General features: G+C 32.2%; 5 protein-coding genes. All 5 read left to right on the top strand.

The genetic code is table 11. The features are described 5' to 3' along the window. Nucleotides 1-108: 108 nt before the first annotated feature. The 5 genes from KIT27_10500 (at nucleotide 109) to KIT27_10480 (ending at nucleotide 6,066) form a co-directional block, all read left to right on the top strand. A complete protein-coding gene (locus KIT27_10500; GenBank protein ID MCW5590072.1) occupies nucleotides 109-858 on the top strand; it encodes a hypothetical protein in 750 nt (249 codons plus the stop codon). 448 nt (nucleotides 859-1,306) lie between these two features. Then, nucleotides 1,307-1,669 carry an acyltransferase gene (locus KIT27_10495; protein ID MCW5590071.1) on the top strand — a complete coding sequence of 121 codons (363 nt, stop codon included), beginning with the start codon at nucleotides 1,307-1,309 and terminating at the stop codon, nucleotides 1,667-1,669. Between the two features lies 1 nt (nucleotide 1,670). Beyond that, nucleotides 1,671-3,134, top strand: coding sequence for a hypothetical protein (locus tag KIT27_10490; protein ID MCW5590070.1), 1,464 nt, complete (start codon nucleotides 1,671-1,673; stop codon nucleotides 3,132-3,134). Then, nucleotides 3,127-5,283: a HAMP domain-containing histidine kinase gene (locus tag KIT27_10485; GenBank protein MCW5590069.1), complete on the top strand. Its 2,157-nt coding sequence runs from the start codon at nucleotides 3,127-3,129 to the stop codon at nucleotides 5,281-5,283. Before KIT27_10490 ends, KIT27_10485 begins: the two co-directional genes overlap by 8 nt. Nucleotides 5,284-5,355: 72 nt before the next feature. Next, nucleotides 5,356-6,066, top strand: coding sequence for a carbonic anhydrase (locus KIT27_10480; GenBank protein MCW5590068.1), 711 nt, complete (start codon nucleotides 5,356-5,358; stop codon nucleotides 6,064-6,066). Nucleotides 6,067-6,068 lie beyond the last annotated feature (2 nt).

Genomic DNA, 6,068 nt, shown 5'->3' with positions numbered 1-6,068 from the left:
TGATTTTATTATATTATAAATACATGTTGTGGGATAAATAGATATAAAATATCTTTTCTACTTTCATTAAGTATAATAATTTTGTTTTCTATTATTAATGTATTATCAGTGAATCGCTATCACAAAATTGGTACGGCACTGAATGTTATAGTATTAGCAAAATGTATAACCGTCTTTTTAATTACCTTAATTTTTTTTAATTATTCTTCTTTTAAATTCAGTATATCAAGCATATTTAAATTAAAAGCAGAAAACTATAAAATATGGTTTAGTGAATTAGCATCGGGGATTGTTACCGCAACATATCCTCTAGTTTTTGCATTTCAATTAGCTATTATGGATAAACAAAATAATTTAATAATTACTTATCAGCTAATTTTGCAATTTACTGGATTAATGTGCATCCCGCTCATGTGCTCAATTCAAGCAAATTTAGTAGAAGCTAGCGCCTGTAATGGCATGGTAAAAGGTCAAGCCTGGTGGAGAAATCTGATTGTTACAGGGTTAATCCCTACTGAATTATTATTGGCCATTACATTAATATTCAACAAATCATTAATGAGCTTAATTTATAATTATCAAATTCCACCGCTACATGAATCTTATATAGCTTTATTTACAGTAGCAACTATGATAGGGCAGTTCGGGAATGCGCTAACTACAATTTTGAGAGCTAGAAAAAAAAGCCATCAGGTAACCATGATTTATTATATAAGTGATATTGGGTTTCTTATTGGTATAACACAACTAATAATAACTCTTAACATTAAAAGTCCATTTTCTGTCGGCGTGGTTACGTTAATTTATGCAATTGCCTATATAGCTCTAATTTCAGCATACTGCAAGAGGAGTAAATAACAATATGGCGAATATTTTTAATATATTTTTAATTTTAAGAGGTTATTTGTACAGCAATAGAGTTTGCAGTCTAAAGAATAACTTTTTTTATTTTGCTAAAAATATACTGGCACTGCTACGTGGATATTGGTCAGCATTTTCAGGGAAAATACATTACGAAAAAAATAAATATAGACCTTTTTTGTTAGGGTACAAAACCAAGTTAGATTTTGCAGAGAATTCTAAGATTATTTTGCGAAGTGATTGCGAAGACATTCCAGAAAATCTTGTTAATAATAAAATGTTTAAAAATGCCACTGTGATAGGAACCTCCGCGCACTTTAACTCTATTAACCCACCTACACATTCTAAAACTAGAGTTGAATTATGTTCAAATGCTAAGTTAATTTTAGCAGAGAACACATTTTTAAATGCCGGAATTTATATAACAGTTAGCTCAGATGCTTGTATGGAAATAGGTGAAAACACATATTTATCACATGAAATTAACATAAACTGCAAAAAAAATATCAAAATCGGAAAGAATTGTCTAATTGGCTATCAAACTATAATAATGGATTTTGATGGTCATATGATTTATGAAGAGAGTTCTGAGAAACCTCCGTATAAAACGGGAGGAAAGATAAAGCCAATTGTTATAGGTGATAATGTTTGGATTGGATTTAGATGTAGTATATTAAAGGGAGTACACATCGGAGATAATTCAATAATTGCTGCGGGATCGGTTGTTACACGTGATATCGATCCCAATACAATTGTAGCTGGAAACCCAGCAAAAGTAGTTAAGAAAAATATATACTGGGAGCGATAGGATGAATAATCACGTAAAGAAGTATAAGCTTAAAATTTTTATATTAATTTTTCTTTTTTCTTTGCCACTGATTGTTAAGGCCGAGGAAAAAATATTAAGGATCCCTTTGCATACTTCACTAATTTCATTTAATCCTGCATTAGAACAAGATTTCTCCTCTTTGTGGGTTTCAAGACAAGTTAATTGTCAATTACTAAGAAGTAATAGTGGTGAAGTAAAGCTCGAGGCTGCTAAAAGTATTTCATTTTTATCACCGACCATTATAGATATTAAACTTAACAGGCAATATACATTCAATAACGGAAACCCAATAACAGCTGATGATGTTATAGCTTCACTGGTTTATCTAAAAAAAAATAGAGTCATACTTCGTAATGCCCTAGACTGGATTAAAGATATTCGTAAAGTTAATAATGGGGAAATTCAAATAATTCTGAAAAAAAACTACCCGCAATTTTTGCATGTTTTTTCTGCGCCAAACTATTCCATTTTCCCTCAAAATTTTATAAAAAAAGTAGAAAATAATCCAAAATATTGGAATGAGCCTATTACTTGTGGAGCTTATACTGTTTCGGAAAATAATAAAAATACACTTACAATCTTACCAAGAAAAAATGGGTTTCCTGTTAAGTTTTATTACATTCCAGACGGCAATCTTTCTTCTGGCCAAGCGAAAAATTTTGATATCATTTTGTTGGGAATAAAAAACTCTCGAGACATTGAAAGCAATTTTAATAAAGTGAATATATTTGATCCATTTCAAGTATTTTACATTCCAAATATTAGAAAATCCCCTTGGAACCTTAAAAGCGCAAGATGTGCATTGCTTGCAAGATTAGATCCATCCAACGTAGTCTCTGCTTATGGTAATTTAGCAATACCTTCGACCGATTTTCTTCCCTCTGGTACATTAGGTTATTCAGACATCGAAAATTATTCCAAAAGAATTCAAGACATAGGTAAAAATTTCCCACTACCTAAAATTAATAATTTTTCTTTTTCCTATATGCAATCTTCAATTGAAAAAAATATTAGGCCAAAATTTATTGATATGTTTTTAACTCTATTCCCTGACGTTCAAGAGAAAAGTATTATTGGAAGCGAACATATGGCCGATAAGTTTGCGCAAGAAAATACTGATGGCATGGTTTTAGTATTAAAATCTAATTACCTTGATGCCTATGAGTATTTGCTTATTTTTTCAGAGAAGGAGGTCAATATTAGTGGGTATCAGAATGATGAGCTTGCAGCTGAAATTGAGGATAGTCAAAAAATAACTCAACCCACATTAAGAGCGCTAGAATATCGAAAAATTATTAAAAAAATTCAAGATGAATGTCTTATATTGCCACTGTTTACTATTCCCTATGAAAATATTTATGTTAAAAAGAATATTAAAGCCTCGGATATTGGTCTGGGTCCCTTAAATGAATATCTTCTAAGTAATGTGAAAATTTATGATTAAAAAATCAAGATATAAAATATATGATTTATTAAGGAAATATCTTTTAGCAACTATCTTGTTTGTGACAGTGCTTTCAAGTATTGGGTTTAGTATGATTAGTTATTTTTTCATTAAAACGGATCGTGATTTTTTAAATCAACAAATTAACATACTACTATCTGAGGTTTTGGTGCCCTCGTTAGAAATTTCAGACACGACGGAAGTTAAGAGAATTCTCAATTTGGCATCTCGAAATCACCATATTGTAGCAGTGATTGATAAGAATGCAGATATCTTTATAGCTAATTATGTAAATATGGGCAGTATACAGAATGTCCTAAAAGCCTCAGCAAATGAGGGGTGCGATGCGTTAAAGGGGAATACAATTAAAATAGATAACCAAGATTATTACATTAGCTGCTATCCATTGTTGGCAAATAACAAATCAAGAAATTTGCTCGGTATTTTGTTAAACTTATCGCCTTATAATATTTTTCCATTTTCAGTGGATGTTCTTCTTTATACGGCACTTTTATTTTTTGCTTCGATGTTATTAATTTTAATAATTTTGAGAAATGTTATCAATAAACATGTGATCGCTCCAATTAGTGAGTTGAAAAAAGATATTTCTCAAAAAATAGCAAGCCCATTAGAAGCTAAATTTGAAGAAGGAAAATCAATCAACTCTATAGATGAAATTGTAATAATTCGTGACTCATTTGCCCAATTAATTCATCACTTACAAGCTGAATATGCAAAAAAAATTGAAATTCAAAAAGACTCAGCATTATATCAATTGTCTAGGCAACTTGCGCACGATATTCGTTCTCCACTGGCGGCGCTTGATATGATACTTCAGGATTTATCTCAATTACCTGAAGAAAGCCGGATTATAACACGCCATGCGATTTCACGGATTCGTGATATTGCAAATAATTTGCTATTTCAGCATGAGCATAATGAGAGTAGTCCGGATGCTGTTGCAGTATGCTTATTAACGAGTCTCATTGATTCATTGATTTCTGAAAAACGTATTCAGTACCGTAGCAAGCTAAATATTCAGATTGAATTCTCACCCGAGAAGGAATGTTATGGCTTATTTTCACAAATTAATCCTGCAGAATTTAAACGAATTTTGTCAAATCTAATTAACAACTCTGTAGAAGCTCTGGGTGAATCTGGACATGTTTCTATTTGCCTAAAAAAACATGATCAACATGCAATAATCTCAGTGATAGATAATGGGCCTGGCATGCCTGATGTGGTAATCAGGAATCTTGGCTGTCGCGGTAATACCTATGGAAAAAGTGGAGGCGCTGGTCTCGGTTTGTCGCATGCCGTTAATCATTTAAAACACTGGGGTGGAAAACTTCATGTGGAAAGCGCTCCTCATCAAGGAACATCGGTAAAAATTGAATTACCATTAACAAACGCTCCTGATTGGTTTTTAAAAGCACTGAACTTAAAAAATGATACTTGTATATTAATTTTAGATGATGACTCCACTATCCATCAAATCTGGAATGATCGTTTTGAAAAAATGGAGTTAACCAAATATGGTATAAAATGGTATCACTTTTCAAATAAAAGTGACATTTCAGAATGGTTGCGTATTAATAATAAAGCAAGGACTTTAGTCGTTTTGTGCGACTATGAGTTTCTAGGATATCCAGAAAATGGATTGGAAATTATTGAGTCATTGCAGCTAGAGAATTGCAGTATTTTGGTAACAAGCCGCTACGAGCAATCTGAGATACAAGTAAAATGTAATCAACTAAAAATACCCTTGTTACCTAAACCATTAGCTCCCCAAGTTCCAATTAATATTCTCACTGAGCAATGTAATAGGACTGAATTGTTCGATTTAATTCTCTTGGATGACGATCCTTTAATTAGAACCGCATGGGAATTTTCTGCAAAATTAGAAAATAAAAAAATAAAAACATTCTCACATTTTAAAGAATTAGAGCAAGCACTCCCTTTTTTTGAAAAATTTATCCCAATTTACCTAGACTACTCGTTATCTGAAGAGTTAACCGGAACGATGGTGGCAGAAAAATTAGCGAGTATGGGTTTTACAGAATTATATTTAGCAACGGGTTTCGAAGGATATGTGAATTTTCAGGTACCTGCGTGTATTAAAAAAGTGGTGAGTAAAAATTTTCCATAAACCGAATCTTTCTATTGCGTCATCCTTGAGATAATGCTAATTGTTATCGTTTACTGATAAGGAGTTCAGACAATGCTAAAAAAATATGCACTGTATATTTTCATTCTAATCGCGAGTGTTAATCTTAATGCACTCGCAAATGTCATTACAGTGGAACAACAACAAGCACTTACTCCTCAGCAAGTTTTAACTCAATTGATGAATGGTAATGAGAAATTTGTCAAAGATGAGCTGGATAAAAAAGATCATAGCTTGATTTTAAAACATAACGCTCAAGGACAATATCCATTTGCATTTATTTTTAACTGTGTAGATTCTAGAAGTGTACCAGAATTATTATTTGATCAAGTGCCTGGAAATATTTTTGTGGGTCGAATCGCGGGTAATGTGGTTAGTAATGATGTACTGGGCAGTATGGAATTTGCAACTCAAGTGGCTGGTGCGAAATTAATTGTCGTTATGGGGCATACTCAATGTGGTGCGGTTGCAGGCGCGTGTAATAATGTTGAATTAGGCAATCTAACGGGATTACTCTCAAAAATTAAGCCTGCAGTGACGATCGTTAAGGATCAAGAAAAAAATAATTTCAACTGTAAGTCGTTATCCACGATCGACGCGATTGCTAAACAGAACGTTTTGGAGCAAATGAATTATATTGTAAAAAACAGTGAAATTATTGCTAATTTGATCAATGAAAAGAAAATTATATTAGTTGGAGCTATGCACGATATAAAAAGTGGCAAGGTCAGTTTTTTTGATATTCAAGGTAAAGCACTTAGTTAACT

This window comes from Legionellales bacterium, assembly GCA_026125385.1.
GTDB lineage: Bacteria > Pseudomonadota > Gammaproteobacteria > JAHCLG01 > JAHCLG01 > JAHCLG01.
This window is presented reverse-complemented; position numbering and strand designations above follow the sequence as displayed.